21 protein-coding genes, 3 tRNA genes and 1 rRNA gene are annotated in these 18,411 nt (G+C 61.0%); 1 reads left to right on the forward strand and 24 read right to left on the reverse strand.

Features of this window, described 5'->3' with window-relative positions; translation table 11 throughout:
* Positions 1–212: 212 nt before the first annotated feature.
* The 10 genes from LDZ24_RS11980 to LDZ24_RS12025 all read right to left on the reverse strand — a co-directional run bounded on the left by LDZ24_RS11980 (position 213) and on the right by LDZ24_RS12025 (position 7,547).
* A tRNA-Ala gene (locus LDZ24_RS11980) sits at positions 213–288 on the reverse strand.
* A 44-nt stretch (positions 289–332) separates the two neighbouring features.
* Positions 333–409: transfer RNA gene (locus LDZ24_RS11985), tRNA-Ile, on the reverse strand.
* A gap of 66 nt (positions 410–475) precedes the next feature.
* A 16S ribosomal RNA gene (locus tag LDZ24_RS11990) occupies positions 476–2,007 on the reverse strand.
* A 434-nt stretch (positions 2,008–2,441) separates the two neighbouring features.
* Positions 2,442–2,517: transfer RNA gene (locus tag LDZ24_RS11995), tRNA-Thr, on the reverse strand.
* A gap of 18 nt (positions 2,518–2,535) precedes the next feature.
* Complete coding sequence (locus LDZ24_RS12000; RefSeq protein ID WP_248320593.1) at positions 2,536–3,045, reverse strand: ClpXP protease specificity-enhancing factor; 510 nt, start codon at positions 3,043–3,045, stop codon at positions 2,536–2,538.
* Positions 3,046–3,108: 63 nt separating this feature from the next.
* Complete coding sequence (locus tag LDZ24_RS12005) at positions 3,109–3,720, reverse strand: glutathione S-transferase N-terminal domain-containing protein (RefSeq protein WP_008344155.1); 612 nt, start codon at positions 3,718–3,720, stop codon at positions 3,109–3,111.
* Positions 3,721–3,810: 90 nt separating this feature from the next.
* Positions 3,811–4,566, reverse strand: coding sequence for a cytochrome c1 (locus LDZ24_RS12010; protein ID WP_248320594.1), 756 nt, complete (start codon positions 4,564–4,566; stop codon positions 3,811–3,813).
* A gap of 22 nt (positions 4,567–4,588) precedes the next feature.
* Positions 4,589–5,971, reverse strand: coding sequence for a cytochrome bc complex cytochrome b subunit (locus LDZ24_RS12015; RefSeq protein WP_248320595.1), 1,383 nt, complete (start codon positions 5,969–5,971; stop codon positions 4,589–4,591).
* Entirely contained in the window at positions 5,972–6,592 is a 621-nt protein-coding gene (gene petA, locus LDZ24_RS12020; RefSeq protein WP_175946553.1) for a ubiquinol-cytochrome c reductase iron-sulfur subunit, read from the reverse strand. It lies immediately after the preceding gene.
* Positions 6,593–6,800: 208 nt separating this feature from the next.
* Positions 6,801–7,547 (reverse strand): Nif3-like dinuclear metal center hexameric protein, encoded by a 747-nt coding sequence (locus LDZ24_RS12025; RefSeq protein WP_248320596.1) that lies wholly within the window; start codon positions 7,545–7,547, stop codon positions 6,801–6,803.
* Positions 7,548–7,567: 20 nt separating this feature from the next.
* Between LDZ24_RS12025 and LDZ24_RS12030 the strand changes: the two genes are divergently transcribed.
* The gene (locus LDZ24_RS12030) at positions 7,568–8,785 is read left to right on the forward strand and encodes a S1C family serine protease (RefSeq protein ID WP_175946549.1); all 1,218 of its coding nucleotides are present in this window, start codon (positions 7,568–7,570) and stop codon (positions 8,783–8,785) included.
* Positions 8,786–8,883: 98 nt separating this feature from the next.
* Here LDZ24_RS12030 and tatC read toward each other — a convergent pair whose 3' ends face one another.
* From tatC to hisD, 14 genes are all read right to left on the reverse strand, one after another.
* Positions 8,884–9,660, reverse strand: a complete 777-nt coding sequence (tatC, locus tag LDZ24_RS12035) for a twin-arginine translocase subunit TatC (RefSeq protein ID WP_248320597.1) — start codon at positions 9,658–9,660, stop codon at positions 8,884–8,886.
* A gap of 44 nt (positions 9,661–9,704) precedes the next feature.
* Positions 9,705–10,238: a Sec-independent protein translocase protein TatB gene (gene tatB, locus LDZ24_RS12040; RefSeq protein WP_248320598.1), complete on the reverse strand. Its 534-nt coding sequence runs from the start codon at positions 10,236–10,238 to the stop codon at positions 9,705–9,707.
* A gap of 36 nt (positions 10,239–10,274) precedes the next feature.
* A complete protein-coding gene (gene tatA / locus LDZ24_RS12045) occupies positions 10,275–10,508 on the reverse strand; it encodes a Sec-independent protein translocase subunit TatA (RefSeq protein WP_248320599.1) in 234 nt (77 codons plus the stop codon).
* Between the two features lie 151 nt (positions 10,509–10,659).
* Positions 10,660–11,022 carry a histidine triad nucleotide-binding protein gene (locus tag LDZ24_RS12050; RefSeq protein ID WP_175946540.1) on the reverse strand — a complete coding sequence of 121 codons (363 nt, stop codon included), beginning with the start codon at positions 11,020–11,022 and terminating at the stop codon, positions 10,660–10,662.
* A 32-nt stretch (positions 11,023–11,054) separates the two neighbouring features.
* Positions 11,055–11,447 (reverse strand): hypothetical protein, encoded by a 393-nt coding sequence (locus LDZ24_RS12055; protein ID WP_175946538.1) that lies wholly within the window; start codon positions 11,445–11,447, stop codon positions 11,055–11,057.
* A 43-nt stretch (positions 11,448–11,490) separates the two neighbouring features.
* The gene (locus LDZ24_RS12060) at positions 11,491–11,859 is read right to left on the reverse strand and encodes a phosphoribosyl-ATP diphosphatase (RefSeq protein ID WP_175946536.1); all 369 of its coding nucleotides are present in this window, start codon (positions 11,857–11,859) and stop codon (positions 11,491–11,493) included.
* Complete coding sequence (gene hisI / locus LDZ24_RS12065; protein WP_248320600.1) at positions 11,856–12,260, reverse strand: phosphoribosyl-AMP cyclohydrolase; 405 nt, start codon at positions 12,258–12,260, stop codon at positions 11,856–11,858. The genes LDZ24_RS12060 and hisI overlap by 4 nt, the downstream gene beginning before the upstream one ends.
* Before the next feature lie 3 nt (positions 12,261–12,263).
* A complete protein-coding gene (gene hisF / locus LDZ24_RS12070; RefSeq protein ID WP_175946532.1) occupies positions 12,264–13,037 on the reverse strand; it encodes an imidazole glycerol phosphate synthase subunit HisF in 774 nt (257 codons plus the stop codon).
* 91 nt (positions 13,038–13,128) lie between these two features.
* Positions 13,129–13,881: a 1-(5-phosphoribosyl)-5-[(5-phosphoribosylamino)methylideneamino]imidazole-4-carboxamide isomerase gene (gene hisA, locus LDZ24_RS12075; RefSeq protein ID WP_175946530.1), complete on the reverse strand. Its 753-nt coding sequence runs from the start codon at positions 13,879–13,881 to the stop codon at positions 13,129–13,131.
* Positions 13,882–14,008: 127 nt separating this feature from the next.
* Positions 14,009–14,650, reverse strand: a complete 642-nt coding sequence (gene hisH / locus LDZ24_RS12080) for an imidazole glycerol phosphate synthase subunit HisH (RefSeq protein ID WP_206467117.1) — start codon at positions 14,648–14,650, stop codon at positions 14,009–14,011.
* Positions 14,647–15,267 (reverse strand): YchE family NAAT transporter, encoded by a 621-nt coding sequence (locus LDZ24_RS12085; protein WP_248320601.1) that lies wholly within the window; start codon positions 15,265–15,267, stop codon positions 14,647–14,649. The genes hisH and LDZ24_RS12085 overlap by 4 nt, the downstream gene beginning before the upstream one ends.
* A 55-nt stretch (positions 15,268–15,322) precedes the next feature.
* On the reverse strand, positions 15,323–15,910 hold the full coding sequence (gene hisB, locus LDZ24_RS12090) for an imidazoleglycerol-phosphate dehydratase HisB (protein ID WP_175946524.1): 588 nt from the start codon (positions 15,908–15,910) through the stop codon (positions 15,323–15,325).
* Positions 15,911–15,941: 31 nt separating this feature from the next.
* A complete protein-coding gene (gene hisC / locus LDZ24_RS12095; RefSeq protein WP_248320602.1) occupies positions 15,942–17,015 on the reverse strand; it encodes a histidinol-phosphate transaminase in 1,074 nt (357 codons plus the stop codon).
* A 61-nt stretch (positions 17,016–17,076) separates the two neighbouring features.
* On the reverse strand, positions 17,077–18,399 hold the full coding sequence (hisD, locus tag LDZ24_RS12100) for a histidinol dehydrogenase (protein ID WP_248320603.1): 1,323 nt from the start codon (positions 18,397–18,399) through the stop codon (positions 17,077–17,079).
* Between the last annotated feature and the right edge of the window lie 12 nt (positions 18,400–18,411).

Here is an 18,411-nt window from a genome sequence, read left to right on the forward strand (position 1 = left end):
TTAAGATCACTTTTCATACTCGATACAATCACTACCCTGACTACCCTACTCGCACCCATCTCTAAGTGCTTTCAGATAATCTCTTTACTACTTCTTCCTGATTGTTAAAGAACGTTTAGCCGATAGGTGTCTTGCAATACCCACAGCATCAACTGGCTAGCAATCGCCAATGCAAAAAACTTCGCGATGAAGCGTTTTGCATTGAAGATTGATGGTGGAGGATGACGGGATCGAACCGACGACCCCCTGCTTGCAAAGCAGGTGCTCTCCCAGCTGAGCTAATCCCCCGTGTGCCTGACTCGAGTTCGAAGCTCGGTCAGCACTTGTTAGGGTGGTGGGTCTGGTTGGATTCGAACCAACGACCCCCGCCTTATCAAGACGGTGCTCTAACCGACTGAGCTACAGACCCTTAGCCTGTTTCTAAACCACAGCCGATAAGCGTGAGCGCTTCAATGCTTCGTGCATCAAGCTCGAGAAAGGAGGTGATCCAGCCGCACCTTCCGATACGGCTACCTTGTTACGACTTCACCCCAGTCATGAATCCTACCGTGGTGACCGTCCTCCTTGCGGTTAGACTAGCCACTTCTGGTAAAACCCACTCCCATGGTGTGACGGGCGGTGTGTACAAGACCCGGGAACGTATTCACCGCGGCATGCTGATCCGCGATTACTAGCGATTCCAGCTTCACGCAGTCGAGTTGCAGACTGCGATCCGGACTACGATCGGTTTTCTGGGATTGGCTCCACCTCGCGGCTTGGCAACCCTCTGTTCCGACCATTGTATGACGTGTGAAGCCCTACCCATAAGGGCCATGAGGACTTGACGTCATCCCCACCTTCCTCCGGTTTGTCACCGGCAGTCTCCTTAGAGTGCTCTTGCGTAGCAACTAAGGACAAGGGTTGCGCTCGTTGCGGGACTTAACCCAACATCTCACGACACGAGCTGACGACAGCCATGCAGCACCTGTGCGCCGGTTCTCTTTCGAGCACGTCCACCTCTCAGCAGACTTCCGACCATGTCAAGGGTAGGTAAGGTTTTTCGCGTTGCATCGAATTAATCCACATCATCCACCGCTTGTGCGGGTCCCCGTCAATTCCTTTGAGTTTTAATCTTGCGACCGTACTCCCCAGGCGGTCAACTTCACGCGTTAGCTACGTTACTAAGGAAATGAATCCCCAACAACTAGTTGACATCGTTTAGGGCGTGGACTACCAGGGTATCTAATCCTGTTTGCTCCCCACGCTTTCGTGCATGAGCGTCAGTGTTGGCCCAGGAGGCTGCCTTCGCCATCGGTATTCCTCCACATCTCTACGCATTTCACTGCTACACGTGGAATTCTACCTCCCTCTGCCACACTCAAAGCCTGCCAGTCACCAATGCAGTTCCCAGGTTAAGCCCGGGGATTTCACATCGGTCTTAACAGACCGCCTGCGCACGCTTTACGCCCAGTAATTCCGATTAACGCTCGCACCCTACGTATTACCGCGGCTGCTGGCACGTAGTTAGCCGGTGCTTATTCTTCCGGTACCGTCATCCTCCAGCCATATTAGGGCCGAAGTTTTCTTTCCGGACAAAAGTGCTTTACAACCCGAAGGCCTTCTTCACACACGCGGCATTGCTGGATCAGGGTTGCCCCCATTGTCCAAAATTCCCCACTGCTGCCTCCCGTAGGAGTCTGGGCCGTGTCTCAGTCCCAGTGTGGCTGGTCGTCCTCTCAGACCAGCTACAGATCGTCGCCTTGGTAGGCCTTTACCCCACCAACTAGCTAATCTGCCATCGGCCGCCCCTACAGCGCGAGGTCCGAAGATCCCCCGCTTTCCTCCGTAGATCGTATGCGGTATTAATCCGGCTTTCGCCGGGCTATCCCCCACTACAGGACACGTTCCGATGTATTACTCACCCGTTCGCCACTCGCCGCCAGGCCGAAGCCCGCGCTGCCGTCCGACTTGCATGTGTAAGGCATGCCGCCAGCGTTCAATCTGAGCCAGGATCAAACTCTTCAGTTCAATGCCTGTTACTGTTTTCGGTTGTTTTACCAACCGGTCGCTCACTCAACGTACTGACGATGATTAATCCGTCTCTCGACAGATAAACCTTCCTCTGATACTTCGTGTGAGACTCTTGATACTTTTGCTTGACCAATTCCGTAGAACCGGCCGCACTTACCATCAAGCGCCCACACTTATCGGCTGTTAGTTTTTAAAGAGCAATCCGCCAAGACCTTTCACTTCGCCGCATCAAGCACTTAGCTCAACCGCTTCGTCTTGCGTCGCTGCATCAGCAGCAGAGAAACGAGATTATGTACGTCGTTTCGGTCAGTGTCAACAAGTTTTTGAAGCTTCTTTTTGACTCGCCTTTCGACTCTGACCTGCGAACGAATCGGCTCGCTTAAAGCAAACGGGTCGTGCGGACATCGCACGACCCGTCGACGCTCAAATCTTGGTGCCGGCTGCAGGACTCGAACCCGCCACCTGATGATTACAAATCAACTGCTCTACCAGATGAGCTAAGCCGGCGAAGGACGAGATTCTACTTCATTTAACGACTTTCAGGTGCGACCGGCCAGAGGATTTCGAAGCGTCGTCATCCGACAAACCTGACGGCGCATCTTCGCTCGACGAAGCGGCCCCAGCGCCCGACTGATCCTCCGCCTGGGACTCGACGTGACGAGTCTCCCGGTCGGCCGAGCGGGGCGCAGCCGATACACTGGGCTCGCTCGCGGAATGGGACGACGGCTCGACGGGGAACGCCATTCCCTGCCCGTTTTCGCGAGCGTAAATGGCGAGCACGTTGGCGACCTGGACCTCGATCTTGTGCGACTTCCCGGAGAAGCGCGCGCTGAACTCGATCCATTCGTTCCCCATCTGCAACTGGCTCGTCGCCTCGAAGCTGATGTTGAGCACGATCTCGTCATTGCGCACGAACTGCCGCGGCACGCGCGTCGCGCCGTCGACTCGCACAGCGATATGGGGCGTAAAACCGTTATCGGTGCACCATTCGTACAGCGCGCGCAACAGATACGGCTTGGTGGAAATTTCTTGCATCAACTTTCCTCTGCCGGAGCACGGTCGCGCGAACTCGCGCCCGGCGCGCCCCGTTCTCGCAAACTATCGACGCATCACCTTTTCGGAAGGCGTCAGCGCTTCAATATAAGCCGGGCGGCTGAAAATGCGCTCGGCGTACTTCATCAGCGGCGCGGCGTTCTTCGACAGCTCGATGCCATAGTGATCCAGACGCCACAAGAGCGGCGCGATCGCGACGTCGAGCATCGAGAATTCCTCGCCCAGCATGTACTTGTTCTTCAGGAAGATCGGCGCGAGTTGCGTGAGGCGGTCGCGAATCGCGCTGCGCGCCTTTTCGTGGTTCTTCTCGGCCGCCTTGCCCTTTTCGTTCTCGAGCGTGCCGACGTGCACGAACAGTTCTTTCTCGAAATTCAGCAGGAACAGACGCGCGCGCGCACGCTGCACCGGATCAGCCGGCATCAGCTGCGGGTGCGGGAAACGCTCGTCGATATACTCGTTGATGATGTTCGACTCGTACAGGATCAGGTCGCGCTCGACGAGAATCGGCACTTGACCGTACGGGTTCATCACCGCGATGTCTTCCGGCTTGTTGAACAGATCGACGTCGCGGATCTCGAAATCCATGCCCTTTTCGAACAACACCAGCCGGCAGCGCTGGGAGAACGGGCAAGTAGTGCCGGAATACAGAACCATCATGTTTTTAAGTCCCTTCAGTAAACTCGAAGGCCGGCCGCGGGGCTCCCTTCCGGGAGCGCCGCCGAGCCGACCCACGCCGTCGATGGCGTGCTATTTGATATCTCGCCAGTATGCCGCGTTCAGACGCCATGCGAGGAAGCTCAGGAGCGCCAGGAACAGCAAGACCCAGACGCCGAGGCGCTTGCGGGTCTGCTGGGCGGGTTCGGACATCCACGAAAGGTACGAAACCAGATCGGCCACAGCTGAATCATAATCCACGTTCGACATGGTGCCAGGCGTCACCTGAGTGTAACCCACGAATCTTTTTGTCTTTTCGCCGGTTTTCTCGTCCGTATCCGTCTCGAATCGCGCATCGCGGATGCCTTGCAGCGTCCACAGCACATGCGGCATGCCCACGTTCTCGAACACGCGATTATTCCAGCCCGTCGGGCGGGTCGGATCACGGTAGAAGCTGCGCAAGTACGTATAGAGCCAGTCCTTGCCGCGCGCTCGCGCCTCCACCGACAAATCCGGCGGCGAGGCGCCGAACCACGCTTTGGCGTCGTCCGGGCGCATCGCGATGCTCATGGTGTTGCCAATCTTCTCCGTCGTGAACAGCAGATTGTCCTGAATCTGCTTCTGCGTGAGCCCGAGGTCCGTCAGACGGTTGTAGCGCATCAGGCTCGCGCTATGGCAGTTCAGGCAGTAGTTTACAAATATTTGGGCGCCGTGCTGCAAGGACGCAAAATTGTCCGCGTTATCGGGCGCACGGTCCAGCACCGCTTCTTCCGCCGCGTGCGCTGGCGCCGCGCTGAACAAAAACATCGCCGCGCCGATCATCGCGAGAGTCGAGAGCCATTTTTTCATTGTGTCTTCTCCGGACGGGCGCTTAGTGGAATTTGTAGTTCACTCGCTCGGGCGGCGTCTTGAATCGGCCGCGCGGCGTCCAGAAAGGCATGCCGAGGAAAAACGCGAAATAAATGAGCGCGCAGATTTGCGCGATGAGCGTCCCCGCCGGCGATGGCGGACGCGTTCCCAGGAAGCCGAGCACCAGGAACGCGAAGACGAAGATCGCGTAGAAGACTTTGTGAAAGAGCGGCCGGTAGCGGATCGACTTCACCGGACTGCGATCCAGCCACGGCACGAAGAACAGCGAAACGACCGCCGTGCCCATCACGACCACGCCCCAGAACTTGGATTCGGTGAGCGCCATGAACACGATCACCAAGAGCGCGAGCACGGGCAGCCCAATGCGCCATTTTCCGCGCGCGCGCAAAAGCGCGAACGCCCCGAGCAGCGCGATGATGATCATCAGCACGATCTTGAACGGATCCGTGGTCGCGCGCAGCATCGCGTAGAACGCGGTGAAGTACCAGACGGGCGCGATTTCGGACGGCGTCTGCAGCGGATTGGCCGGCACGAAGTTATTCGCTTCGAGGAAGTAGCCGCCCATTTCCGGCGCGAAGAAAATGATCGCCGCGAAAATCAGCAAGAAGATGCAGACGCCCATGAAGTCGTGCACCGAGTAATACGGGTGAAACGGAATACCGTCGAGCGGAATGCCGTTCGCGTCCTTCTTTGCCTTGATTTCGATGCCATCGGGATTATTCGATCCCACTTCGTGCAGCGCGACCAGATGCGCAACAACGAGCCCGATCAGTACGAGCGGAATCGCGATCACATGAAACGAGAAGAAGCGATTCAACGTGACATCCGACACGACATAATCGCCGCGAATCCACAGCGACAGATCCGGGCCAATGAATGGAATCGCCGAGAACAGATTCACGATAACCTGCGCGCCCCAGAACGACATCTGCCCCCAGGGCAGCAGATAGCCGAAGAACGCTTCCGCCATCAGACACAGGAAAATGGCGCAACCGAAAATCCACACGAGCTCGCGCGGCTTGCGGTACGACCCGTACATCAGGCTGCGGAACATGTGCAGATAAACGACGACGAAAAACATCGACGCGCCCGTGGAATGCATATACCGAATGAGCCAGCCCCACGGCACTTCGCGCATGATGTACTCGACCGATGCAAAAGCCAGCGTCGCATCGGGCTTGTAATTCATGACGAGAAAAATGCCCGTGACGATCTGAATGACCAGCACGAGCATTGAAAGCGAGCCGAAGAAATACCAGAAGTTGAAGTTCTTCGGCGCGTAGTATTCGGTGACGTGTTTCTTCCAGGTGGAAGTCAAAGGAAACCGGCGATCTATCCAGCCCAAGAAGCCCGTCGTTTCCACATCCTTGTCTGCGGTCGCCATTTAAGCCTCTCCCTTTTCGTCCTTGCCGATCACGAGTTGCGTCGCGGAAGTGAACATGTACGGCGGCACGTCCAGATTCTGCGGCGCGGGCTTGTTCTTGAAGACGCGGCCGGCCATGTCGTAGGTCGAGCCGTGGCACGGGCAAAGAAAGCCGCCGGGCCAGTTATCGGGAAGATTGGGTTGCGGACCTTCGGTGAAGCGCGGCGTCGGCGTGCAGCCGAGGTGCGTACAGACGGCGACGGCCACGAATATGTTCTTGTGATCGGCGCGGGAGCGGAACTCGTTGTTGCAGTACTCCGGCAACGGCATCGAGAATTCCATTTTGGACTTCGGATCGGCCACTTCGTTGTCGGCCTTCTTCACGTCGGACAGCATTTCGTCCGTGCGATTCACGATCCACACCGGCTTGCCGCGCCAGGCGACCGTCATCATTTCGCCCGGCTTGAGTCCGCTGATATCGACCTCGACGGGTGCGCCCGCCGCCTTGGCCTTCTCCGACGGAGCGAACGAACCAACAAAGGGAACCAGCGTTGCCACACCTCCGACACCACCCGCCACGGTCGTCGTAATCAGCCAGGTACGGCGGCCGCCATCGACGCGCTTATCGTCCTTGTCTCGCATCACACGCCCCACTTCTGAGTTGGATTTATACCGTCACATCAGTGTTCCGCCGCTAGTGTGCGCGAATGGAGTTGCCATTTACAAGGGCCGTTCGGGGAAAATTACCCGGATTTAACGAACCTTCCGGGTTTTCCCCACGTTTTCGTGCGTTCGCGTGAAGCGTCTTTTCATCGCTCCAGCCGGGCTTGAGCGACGAAGAATCGCCACTTCAGACCGGATTATCGATATCGATAAACACATGCTCGATGTCGAACTCTTCGGACAGGTGCGCGCCGACGGCCTGCACGCCATAACGCTCCGTCGCGTGATGCCCCGCCGCGATATACGCCACGCCGGATTCCGCCGCGATGTGCATCGTCTGCTCGGACACCTCGCCGCTCAGATACACGTCGGCGCCCGCGTCGATGGCCTGTTCGAAATAGCCCTGCGCGCCGCCCGTGCACCACGCGACGCGCCGCAGTTCGCGGTCGGCGTCGCCGAACACGAGCGGCTTGCGACCGAGCGCATTCTCGACCGTCGCGGTGAAGTGCTCGAGCGAAAGCGGCATGGTGATCGGCGCGACCCAGCCGATGTCCTGATCGCCGAAACGGCCGTCGGCAATGAGGCCGAGCCGCGCGCCGATCTGCGCGTTGTTGCCGAGTTCCGGATGCGCGTCGAGCGGCAGGTGATACGCGAATAGATTGATGTCGTTGGCGACCAGCGTGCGCAGCCGCCGATGCTTGCGCCCCGTGATCTGCGGCGCCTCGTTGCGCCAGAAGTAGCCGTGATGGACGAGCACCGTGTCCGCGCCCCACTCCAGCGCGGCTTCCAGGAAGGCGAGCGATGCCGTCACGCCGGTCGCGATTTTCTGAACGCGGCGCGTGCCTTCCACCTGTAGGCCGTTCGGGCAATAGTCCTTGAAGCGGCCGATTTCCAGCAGGTTGTTCAGATACAATTCGAGTTCGATCCGATCCATGAAATCCTCTATCCCTTCAAATGCTTAGACGCTTCTGGCTGTTTTTTGCCCAAGCGGTCACCGTGCTTTTGGCTCTGATGTTCATCATCGCGACCCTGAAACCGCAGTGGCTTCAACGTCAGGGCCAATTCGGCAAGCAACTCGCCGAGCCGATCGTCGCGTTACAGGAAGTGGCGCCGAGCATCGGCTCGCGCCCGCTCCAGTCGTCGTATGCGGACGGCGCGCAAAAGGCGATGCCCGCGGTGGTGAACGTGTTCTCCAGCAAGGACGGCAATCTGCCGGCGGACCCGCGAGCCAAAGACCCGCTTTTCCGCTACTTCTTCGGCGACAAGAACAGACGCAAGAACGACGAGCCTCCCGCGTCGAATCTCGGGTCAGGCGTCATCGTCAGCTCGGAAGGTTACATTCTAACGAACCAGCACGTCGTGGACGGTGCGGACCAGATCGAAGTCGCGCTCGCGGACGGGCGCACGTCGAGCGCGAAGGTGATCGGCGTCGATCCCGAAACGGACCTCGCCGTGCTGAAGATCGCGCTGACGAACCTGCCGAGCATCACGCTCGGGCGAATGGACCAAACGCACGTCGGCGATGTCGTGCTGGCGATCGGCAATCCGTTCGGCGTCGGCCAGACGGTGACGATGGGCATCGTGAGCGCGCTCGGGCGCAATCACCTGGGCATCAATACGTTCGAGAACTTCATTCAGACCGACGCGGCGATCAACCCCGGCAATTCGGGCGGTGCGCTCGTCGACGTGAACGGCAACCTGCTCGGCATCAACACCGCCATTTATTCACGTAGCGGCGGCTCGCTGGGCATCGGCTTCGCCATTCCGGTGTCGACGGCGCGCAGCGTGCTGGAGAGCATCATCACGACGGGCACGGTCACGCGCGGCTGGATCGGCGTCGAACCGCAGGACGTGACGCCGGAGATCGCGGAATCGTTCGGGCTCGATCAGAAATCCGGCGCGATCGTCGCGGGCGTGCTGCAAGGCGGCCCGGCGGATAAAGCCGGCATCAAGCCCGGCGATATTCTCGTCAGCATCAACGAGGACACGATCACCGACACCACGCGCCTCTTGAACGTGGTTGCTCAGATCAAGCCGGGTACGTCCGTGAAAGTGCATCTGATGCGCAAGAACAAGGAACTGGACGTGAACGTGATGATCGGCAAACGGCCCGCGCAGCCCAAGGCGCCGCAGACGCCGGACGAAGATCAGGGCGATCAGGGCGACGAATAACGCGCCGAGCGCTCAAAAAAGGCAGCCTCGGCTGCCTTTTTTATTGCGGAGAACACGCGTTCGGTCCGACGGACGCTGCGACAATCGGCCGCAGCTTCTTATTTCACGGTGAGCTCTTCGCTCTTGATCGCCTCTTTCCCGACAACCAGCCGCGCCGCCACGATTCCCGCTTCGTACAAGATGATGAGCGGAATCGCCAGAATGAGCTGCGAGAAGACATCCGGCGGCGTCACCACCGCCGAGATGATGAACGCGCCGACGATTACATACGGCCGGATCTGCTTGAGCTTCTGAATCGACACCACGCCCATGCGCGCGAGCAGCACGACGACGATCGGCACCTCGAATGTGACGCCGAACGCAAGGAACATGGTGAGCACGAAACTCAGGTAATTGTCGATATCCGTCGTCATTTCCGCGCCGAGCGGCGCGTTGTAATGCGCCATCACGCGGAAAATGGTCGGGAACACGACGAAATACGCGAACGCCATGCCGCAGAGAAACAGCGCGTAGCTGCTCGACACCAGCGGCGCGACCAGCTTCTTCTCATGCTGATAGAGCCCCGGCGCGACGAACGCCCAGATCTGATACAGCACGAACGGCAACGCGATGACGAAGGCGACGAGCATCGTCACTTTCATCGGCACGAAGAACGAGCCGGTGACGTCGGTGACGATCATCTTGCCGTCGCGCGGCAAGTTCTGCATCAGCGGACGCGCGAGCAGTTTGAAGATGTCCGGCGCCCAATACACCAGCCCGACGAAAACGACGATGACCGAAGCCCCCGCGCGGATGATGCGATCGCGCAGTTCCACCAAATGGGAGATAAACGTCTCTTCGACGGGCTCGTCTTTATTGAATTGCGGGTCGCTCACGCCGGCCCTCGGTTTGGATCATCGATGGAAGAAATGCGGCCGTGTCAGAAGAATTTCGTCGGACGGCGCAAGCTTGCAGGCGTATGACGCGCGACGCGGGCCGCGCCCGACTGCACGCGCGTGCGGCGCGCGGTGGTGCGCTTGTACCAGTTAGGAACCGCCGTCTGCTTGACGCGCCAGTTCTTGCGCTTCGCCGGCGCGAACGTCGAGTTCACCCAAGGCTTGTCGGAAGCGCCGCTTTCATCTTCAGGCGACGCCGCAGCGCCTCCCGCGATGCTCGGCTCGACCGACGTGCCTTCCCTCCACGCATCGTTCAGTTCGGACTCGTGGCGTCGCAGGTTGTCGTGAATCGTCGATTCGACGTTCGACGCCGCCGTCTCGAACTGCGTGCGCATCTTTTTGAGTTCGTCGAGTTCCATCTCGCGCGCCACCTCCGACTTCACGTCGTTGATGTAACGCTGAGCGCGCCCGAAGAGCGCGCCCGCCGTGCGAGCGACGCCGGGCAAGCGCTCCGGCCCGAGCACCACCAGCGCGACGACGCCGATGAGCGCCATTTTGGTCAGACCAAGATCGAGCATTGAAGGAACTGTGCAGGGTTACGTTCGCCCGTTCGATTAGCGGTAGTCGCCCGAACGCGTCTTGTCCTTCGCTTCCACGTCCACCGTGTCGCGCGGCAGTTGATCGCGCTTATCGGTCGACGCGGGGTTCTCTTCCTCACGCATGCCTTCCTTGAAGCCGCGAACCGCGCCGCCAAGATCACCGCCGATATTGCGCAATTTCTTCGTGCCGAAGACGAGCGCCACGATCAGCAGAACGATCAACCAATGCCAAATGCTTAACGAACCCATGAATGAAAACTCTCCTTATTCCGCCGCAAAAGCCTTTCCGCGACGGAAGGCTGGCCTGCAGCTCGAGCCGAAGCAATGCCGCCTCGGCTATCAGTATCGATTTTGCGCGCCCAATATGGCATTGGAAAGCAAAACGCCGATGAAACCGGCGTCAGCCCATTCGCCGCCACGGACGCGCCCCAGCCAGAAGATGCGCATGAATGTGATACACCTCCTGCCCGCCGCCTGGCCCGGTATTGATGACCGTCCGGAACCCGGTATCCCCACCCGTGTAGGAAACGCCCAAATCTTTCGCGAGACGGCCAACGAGACTTAACATTCTACCAAGCAGCGGCGCATCGCTTTCGGAACAGTCCGAAAGCGTCTCGATGTGCTGACGCGGAATCACGAGCACATGAACCGGCGCGGCCGGGTTGATGTCGTTGAACGCGACGAATTCGTCGTCCTCGTAGACTTTCGTGCTGGGAATCTGCCCGGAGGCAATCTTGCAGAAGATGCAGTTGTCTTGGCTCATGAATGTGCGTACTCCGTTGCCAGGCATCGCCGCTAGAACCACGTCTGCGGGTCGATCGGTTTGTTTTCGTAGAGAAACAGCCAGCCCTTGATGACGCGATACAGCGTCCAGATGCCGACTGCGGACAAAATGAGAAAGCCGACGCCCACGAACAACAACGCGACGCCGATCACATGGCCGAGCACCGCCCACCAGAACGTGCGGATTTGCCAGGAAAAGTGCGCCTGATACGGCGTGCCCACCGTGTCGCCGCGCTTCAGATAATTGATGATGATCGCGACGAGCACGGTCAGCCCGCCCGTCAGCCAATAGAGCGCGTACAGCGCGTAAAGGATGTGCGTGAGCGTGCGCAGGCTGCGCAGCCGCTCGTCTTCCGCCGGCGTCTGATACACAGGCGGCGGGTACGGTCCATCGAGCCCGGCCATGCTTGCCTCCTTCGCTCGCGCGAGAAAGTGGGCGAACGCCTCGTCAGCCGCCGTTTTGTTCGCGCTCGCGCGACTTGCGCAGCGCCTTCTCCTCGATGCCCGACAAGCCTTCGCGCCGTTCCAGTTCGGCGACTACGTCGGCGGGACTCAGGTCGAAGTGCGACAACATCACGAGACAATGAAACCACAAATCGGCGACCTCGCCGACGAGCGCCTTCGGCGCGCCGCCGTGGCGCGCGTCCTTCGCGGCGAGCACGACTTCGGTCGCTTCCTCGCCGATCTTCTTCAGGACCGCGTCGTCACCTTTATGAAAGAGTCGCGAAACGTAGGATTGTTCCGGATCGCCGCCTTTCCGGCTGTCGATAACGGCGGCAAGGCGAAGCAGCGTGTCCAGCGTGGTGGCTTGCGTCATTTGTAGATGCTTTCTGGGTCTTTTAGGACCGGCTCGACGGCGACCCACTCGCCGCCCTCGGCCGTTCCCTCGAATTTCTGGAAGAAGCAGGAATGGCGGCCCGTATGGCACGCGATGCCCGACACCTGCTCGACCTTGAGCAGCACGACGTCTTCATCGCAATCCAGCCGCACTTCGTGCACGTGCTGGACGTGCCCCGACTCTTCGCCCTTGAACCACAGGCGCTGTCGCGAGCGCGAGAAGTACACGGCGCGCTTCAGTTCGATGGTTTTCGCCAACGCTTCGCGGTTCATCCACGCGAACATCAGCACGTCGTTGGTCGATGCTTCCTGCGCGATGACGGGCACGAGGCCGTTCGCGTCCCACTTCACCTTGTCGAGCCAATTCGTCGGGTCGCTCACGGTTCAGATCCTCACCGAAATGCCTTGATCGGCCATGAAACGCTTCGCTTCGCCGACCGTATGCTCGCCGTAGTGGAAGATGCTTGCGGCGAGCACGGCGTCGGCGTGCCCTTCGACGATGCCGTCCGCCAGATGCTTCAGCGACCCGACGCCGCCCGACGCGATCACCGGCACGGGCACGGCATCCGACACGGCCCGCGTCAGCGCCAGATCGAAGCCGGCTTTCGTGCCATCGCGATCCATGCTGGTCAGCAGGATTTCGCCCGCGCCGAGTTCGGCCATCTTGCGCGCCCATTCCACTGCGTCGATGCCGGTCGCCTTGCGCCCGCCGTGCGTGAACACTTCCCAGCGCGGCGGCTCGCCTTCGCCCGACACGCGCTTCGCGTCGATCGCGACGACGATGCACTGCGAGCCGTGCTTGTCCGACGCGTCGCGCACGAGTTGCGGATTCGCGACCGCCGACGAATTCATGCTGATCTTGTCCGCGCCCGCGTTCAGCAAACGCCGGACGTCCTCGACCGCGCGCACGCCACCGCCGACGGTGAGCGGAATGAAGACCTGCGAGGCCACCGCCTCGATGATCGGCAAAATGAGATCGCGCTGGTCGGACGTCGCGGTGATGTCGAGGAACGTGAGTTCGTCGGCGCCCTGATCGTCGTAGCGTCGCGCGATTTCGACGGGATCGCCCGCGTCGCGCAGTTCGACGAAGTTGACGCCCTTCACCACGCGGCCAGCGGTCACGTCGAGACAGGGGATGATGCGTTTTGCGAGAGCCATGTTCTAGCTACTGCCGGTTCGGTACGGTTGAGGGCGGCCAGCGCCGCCCGGCGCGCTTCAGTGTGCTCGCGCGAGAAGCCGGAAATGCGGCTCAGGCGTCGTCTGCTTCGCGCAGCGCGTCGGCGCGGGTTTGCGCCGCCTTGAAGTCGAGGTCGCCCGAATAGATCGCGCGACCGCAGATCACGCCTTCGATGCCTTCGTCCTCGACTTCGCAGAGCGATTCGATGTCCGCGATGCTCGACAACCCGCCGCTTGCGATCACCGGAATCTTGACCGCTTGCGCGAGCCGGACGGTCGCGTCGATGTTGATGCCCTGAAGCATGCCGTCGCGGCCGATGTCCGTGTAGATGATCGACTCGCAGCCGTAGTCCTCGAACTTGCGGCCGAGGTCCACGACTTCGTGGCCGGTCAGCTTGCTCCAGCCGTCGGTGGCGACCTTGCCGTCTTTCGCGTCCAGTCCGACGATGATGTGCCCGCCGAACGCGCTGCACGCGTCTTGCAGGAAACCGGGATTCTTCACCGCCGCCGTGCCGATGATCACGTACGAAAGGCCGTCGTCCAGATAGCGTTCGATGGTGTTCAGGTCGCGGATGCCGCCGCCGAGCTGCACCGGAATCTCGCTGCCCACTTCTTCGATGATCGCCCGAATGGCGTCGCCGTTCTTCGGCTTGCCCGCGAACGCGCCGTTCAGATCGACGAGGTGGAGTCTGCGCGCGCCCTTGTCGACCCAATGCCGGGCCATCGCCGCCGGATCTTCTGAAAAAATGGTCGCCTGGTCCATATCGCCTTGCTTCAGGCGCACGCACTGACCGTCTTTGAGATCGATGGCCGGAATGAGCAGCATAGGTATCGCGTATCTTCTGGGTGAAAGTGATTGAAACGGCCGCGCGGGCCGTCTCGCTAGTGTAGTACAAGTCTCGCGGCACTCAATCGTGCGGAGGCGCGGCCGCCAGGCTAACGCGCGACGCCGCTCACGGGTTCCAGTGAACGAAGTTGCGGTACAGGCGCAAGCCCGCGTCGGCGCTCTTTTCCGGGTGAAACTGGGTCGCGAAGATGTTGTCGCGCGCAACCGCCGACGTGAACGCATCGCCGTAGACGGTTTCGCCCGATGTGTGCGCCGGGTTCTCCGGCGCGACGTGATAGCTGTGCACGAAGTAGAAGAACGCGCCGTCCGCGATGCCGTCCCAGACCGGATGCGCCTGCGTCTGACGCACGCGGTTCCATCCCATCTGCGGCACTTTGAAGCGCGAGCCGTCGTCCTGCACGCGGCCTTCGAGCTGAAAACGCACCACTTTGCCCGGGAACAGCCCGAGACCGCGCGTGTCGCCTTCCTCGCTCCAGTCGAAGAGCATCTGCTCGCCGACGCACACGCCGAGCATCGGCTTTTCGCGCGACGCCTGCATCACCGCTTCCTGCAGGCCGGACTGCCCGAGGTGCGCCATGCAGTCGCGCATCGCGCCCTGTCCCGGCAGCACGATGCGATCGGCCGCGTGAATGGCCTGCGGCTGATCGACGATCGCCACGTCCGCGTCGGGCGCGGCCTTCTTCAGCGCCTGATACACCGAGCGCAGGTTGCCCATTCCGTAATCAACAATCGCAATCGAAGTTTTCATTTCAAGGTAGGCATCAGGGCCTTCAAGCCGTTGACGATGAATTCCACCGCCAGCGCGGACAGCATCAATCCCATGAGACGCGTGCCGATATTGATTCCGGTGCGCCCGACCCAGCGCGCGATCGGCTCCGCGAGATTCAGCGCGCCGAAGCACAACGCCGCGATGATCGCGCCCAGCACGACGAGCCCGAAGCGGTCGTACCAGTGCTGCGCACTTGCAGCATAGACGATCACCGTGCTGATCGATCCCGGGCCCGTGAGCAGCGGAATGGCGAGCGGCACGACTGCGATGCTGTGGCGCTCTTCCGCTTCCATACGCTCTTCGGGCGTCGAGCGCGCGTTGCCCACTTGCGCGTTCAGCATGCTGATCGCCATGAGCAGCATGATGATGCCGCCGCTTACTTCGAACGATCCGACCGAAATACCGAAGAACGCGATGATCTGCTGCCCGAGCAGCGCCGTTACGGCGATCACGCAGAACACCGAAATACACGCGACGCGGATGGTGTTGCGCTTCTCCACGTCCGATTGCTGCGAGGTGAGGCTCAGAAAAAACGGTATCGCGCCGATCGGGTTGATCAGCGCGAGCAAGGATATGAACGACTTGAAAAGATCCATCGCGAATGGTCGGCCGAGTTGAACGCTGTGCGGCGCCGAATCGGCAAACGGCTGATCAGAGACTGCCTTTGGTCGATGGAATCTGTCCCGCCGCGCGTTCGTCGACTTCGACGGCCATGCGCAGCGCGCGGCCGAAGGCCTTGAACACGGTCTCGACCTGATGATGCGCGTTGATGCCGCGCAGGTTGTCGATATGCAGCGTCACGCCCGCGTGGTTCACGAAGCCGCGGAAGAATTCGATGGTGAGATCGACATCGAACGTGCCGATGCGCGCACGCGTGAACGGCACATGGAATTCGAGCCCCGGCCGCCCCGAAAAGTCGATCACGACGCGCGACAGCGCCTCGTCGAGCGGCACGTACGAATGACCATAGCGGCGAATGCCCTTGCGATCGCCGATGGCCTTCGCCACCGCTTGCCCGAGCGTGATGCCGGTGTCTTCGACGGTATGGTGATCGTCGATATGGAGGTCGCCATGCGCTTCGATTTCGAGGTCGAACAGGCCGTGACGGGCAATCTGGTCGAGCATGTGATCGAGAAACGGCACGCCGGTGGCGAGCTTCTGCTTGCCGGTGCCGTCCAGATCGAGCTTCACACGGATCTGCGTTTCGCTGGTGTTGCGAACGACTTCCGCAATGCGCATGGTGTTTCCTTGAGACTTTTCGAAGAAGGGTTCAGTTGGGCGCGAGCTTTCTCAGCGCCGCGAGCATCTGCGCGTTCTCGTCGGCCGTTCCGACCGTCAAACGCACGCAATTCGTAAGCAACGGATGCATTTTACTCACGTTTTTCACCAAAACCCGCGAAGTCAGCAGGGTTTCGAACGCGAGCGCCGCGTCGGGCACGCGCACGAGCAGGAAGTTGCCCGCGCTCGGATAAACGGTCATGCCCGGCAGTGCGGCCACTTCCCGCGCCAGGTCGGCCCGCGCCTCGCGCAGCGCGGCGGCTTGCGCGTCCAGCACGTCGAGATGATCGAGCAGGAAGTCGGCGGTGGCCTGCGTCAGCACGTTGATGTTGTACGGCGGGCGCACCTTGTCGAATTGCGTGATCCACGCGGGCGAACCGGCCATGTAACCGAGGCGGATGCCCGCGAGACCGAGCTTCGACACCGTGCGCATCACGACGACGTTATCGAACTCCGCGGCGCGCGGCATCCACGTTTTCTCGGCGAACGGCTGGTACGCCTCGTCGATGACGACGAGGCTCTTCGTCGCCGCTGCGATCACGCGTTCGATATCGGCGTCGTCGTAGAGCGTGCCGGTCGGATTGTTCGGATACGCGAGATAGACGAGCGCGGGCGCGTGTTCCTTGATGGCGGCGATGAGCGCGTCGGCGTTCAGGGTGAAATCGGCATTGAGCGGCACGCCGATGAATTCGAGATGCGCGAACGCCGCCGACAGTTGGTACATGACGAAGCCCGGCACCGGCGCGACGACTTTCGCGCCCGGCTTCGAACACGCGACCGACATCATGCTGATCAACTCGTCGGAGCCGTTGCCGAGTAGAACGTCGCAAGCGGGCGGAACGTGCATGGCGCGCTTGAGCTTCGCGATGAGTTCAGCCGGGCGCGGCGCCGGATAACGGTTCAGCGCGACGCCCGCGAGATGCGCGCCGAGCCGTTGCGCGAGCGCGTCGGGCAGCGTGTAGGGATTTTCCATCGCGTCGAGCTTGATGAGGCCCGTGGATTCCGGCACGGGATAGCTCGTCATCGCGAGGACGTCGGGACGAATGATGTCGTTCGGTGTGTTCATGGTGGCGCTGTTGGCGCTGGCGGCGGCTCTGAGGCCGCCTCGTTCGGTTCAACGGCCCGCTTCAGCCGACGTTTTTCATCCGGTATTCGGCGCTCTTCGCGTGCGCCTGCAACCCCTCGCCATACGCGAGTTCCGCCGCGATTTCGCCCAATGTCTGCGCGCCGTCCGAACTCACTTCGATGACGCTCGAACGCTTCATGAAGTCGTAGACGCCGAGCGGCGACGAAAAGCGCGCGGTCCGCGAAGTCGGCAGCACGTGGTTCGGCCCGGCGCAGTAGTCGCCGAGGCTTTCGCTCGTGTAGCGGCCGAGGAACATCGCGCCCGCGTTGTGAATCTGCGCGGCCCACTGATGCGGATCGAGCGCGGAAATCTCCAGATGCTCCGGCGCGATGTCGTTGGCGATGGCGCAGGCTTCGGCCATGTCCTTCACCTTGATGAGCGCGCCGCGGTCTTCGAGCGAGCGCTGGATGACGTCGCGCCGCGGCATCGCGGGAAGCAGTTCGACGATAGCGTCCTCGACGCGCTGGATGAACGCCGCGTCCGGGCACAGCAGAATGGATTGCGCGAGTTCGTCGTGTTCGGCTTGCGAGAACAGGTCCATCGCAACCCAGCGCGGATCGGTGGTCGCATCGCAGATCACGAGAATCTCGGATGGCCCCGCGATCATGTCGATACCGACGGTTCCGAACACGCGACGCTTCGCCGACGCCACATATGCGTTGCCGGGACCGCAAATCTTGTCGACAGCTGGCACGGTCTGCGTGCCGTACGCGAGCGCGCCGACGGCTTGCGCGCCGCCGATGGTGAACACGCGATCGACGCCGCCGAGCAGCGCGGCCGCGAGCACGAGCGGATTCTTCACGCCATCGGGCGTGGGCACGACCATCACGATTTCCTTCACGCCCGCGACGCGCGCCGGAATGGCGTTCATCAGCACCGACGACGGATACGCCGCCTTGCCGCCCGGCACGTAGATGCCCGCGCGGTCGAGCGGCGTCACCTTCTGGCCGAGAACGGTGCCGTCGGCTTCGGTGTATTGCCAGCTATGGCTGCCGCATTCGATGCGCTGCTTTTCGTGATAGCCGCGCACGCGCGCCGCCGCCGCTTCGAGCGCCGCACGGCGCTTCGGCTCGAGACCTTCCAGCGCGGCTTCCATCTCGGACGCTGGCAATTCGAGCGCCGCGACGCTGTCCGCTTTCAGGCGATCGAACTTGTTCGTGTATTCGAGCACGGCTTCGTCGCCGCGCGCTTTCACGTCGGCGAGAATATGCGCGACGGCGCGCTCGATGGCTTCGTCCTCGCTCGCTTCGAACGCGAGCACCGCGCGCAGCGCCTTTTGAAAACCATCGGTGCTGGAATCGAGCTTACGAATCTTGATAGACATGCTGGTTTCCGA

The sequence above is a fragment of the Caballeronia sp. Sq4a genome (assembly GCF_023170545.1).
Classification (GTDB): Bacteria; Pseudomonadota; Gammaproteobacteria; order Burkholderiales; family Burkholderiaceae; genus Caballeronia.